Source organism: Cupriavidus phytohabitans (genome assembly GCF_017815025.1).
In the GTDB taxonomy this organism is placed as follows: Bacteria; Pseudomonadota; Gammaproteobacteria; order Burkholderiales; family Burkholderiaceae; genus Cupriavidus.
Genome location: NZ_JAGIQB010000192.1, coordinates 1 through 1,326, shown reverse-complemented (window position 1 = coordinate 1,326; position 1,326 = coordinate 1). Strand labels below are relative to the sequence as shown.

The 1,326-nt window shown below is 65.2% G+C and carries 1 protein-coding gene; it reads left to right on the top strand.

Annotated features, from left to right (window positions below; translation table 11 throughout):
• Nucleotides 1-666: 666 nt before the first annotated feature.
• Nucleotides 667-978, top strand: coding sequence for a hypothetical protein (locus J8I34_RS35695; protein WP_371748208.1), 312 nt, complete (start codon nucleotides 667-669; stop codon nucleotides 976-978).
• Nucleotides 979-1,326 lie beyond the last annotated feature (348 nt).

The window sequence follows — 1,326 nt, the reverse complement described above, 5'->3', positions numbered from 1 at the left end:
ATCGGCCCTTTGACCAGCTCATCCAGCAAGCCCTCAGGCAAAGCCGGCAGCGGCCCGCGGGCCGCTGCCTGAGACGCTACCGTACGTTTCTTCTTCATTGGCATATCCATGGTCGTTACCTCTCATGATATGCCTCGTACACAAAATTTCGGATAGGTCCAGTTTCGGCTCCGCGTGTCGAGTTGGCCCAGCATCCACGACAAGTCCACCACGCGCTGGGCAATCAGGTGGCGCACCTCGCACTGCTACTGCCCATAGACGCCGGCCAACGACGCGCTTAGGATTTCCTTGCGGAAACGCTCCAGCACGGCGGGCCAGATGATCACGTTGATGACCCCACTTCCGCGTCCCGGTCCACGCTGGATCCCCGAAACTCGCGCGCTGTACCGCGAGGTCTGCGGCCTGCTGTTCTTTCGCTACGGCATCACGCACACCGCCAACAAGCTTCTATCAGCTGGTGCGCAAGGGCAGCATGGGAGCGCCCCCCGAGGTGCTGCAGGGGTTCTGGCAGGAGCTGCGCCGGGCGAACCCGCGTCACCATCGACCATCCCGACCTGCCACAGGCGTTGAAGGACATTGCGGCCAGGGCGGTGCAGACCATCTGGCAGGCGGCCAACGAGGCCGCCGCCGGCGAGTTGGCCACGCTGCGCGCCGAGGCCGAGCGCGATGTTGCCCACGCTGCAAACCAGGCGCGGCGGGAGGCGGGCCGGGCGGAACTGCGCGTGCCGGCAGCTAGAGGAACTGCGAACCCAATTCTCGACGGAGCTGGAGCGCGCCCGCGAACAGGTGGTCATCGCCCAGAAACGGGCCGAGGCCAGCGAGCGCCGCGCGTTGCGCGAACTGGACCCGCAGCGCATCGCGCGCCGGAAGAGCGAGCATGCCGCCGAGGACCTACGCACGGCGCTGTCGGCGGCGCACAATGAGGCGCGCGACGCGGCCGTGGGGCAGGCCGAGGCCCGCGCTCGGCACCAGACCTAGGTCGCGGCGCTCACAGAGCAGCTCACCACGCGGCAGCGGGCGCCGACGCCTCGGGGCGGAAAGCGGCCGACGATCTGGCCACGGTGCAGGTGTAGTTGGCCGCGGCGCAGCGCCGGGCCGAGCGCGCCCAAGGCCGAAATACGTCGCGCAACGCTCGTGCTAGTGCCGAAACTGGCGTCGAATTCGTGCTGTACCGCGCTGCGAACACAACTGGCAATCCTCACCTGGTCAGTTTGGCATTGCTGATGTTTGAACACCATCCCCTGGGGAGATATCAGAAAATCCTTAGTATAAATTAGAGAAAATCCGATAACATCTTCTGTAGGGTGGGATTAGTATCCGTATAGG

Bases quoted from the DNA above. Each gene is read 5' to 3' on its own strand.
- J8I34_RS35695 (WP_371748208.1), top strand. From the start codon at position 667: ATGTTGCCCACGCTGCAAACCAGGCGCGGCGGGAGGCGGGCCGGGCGG.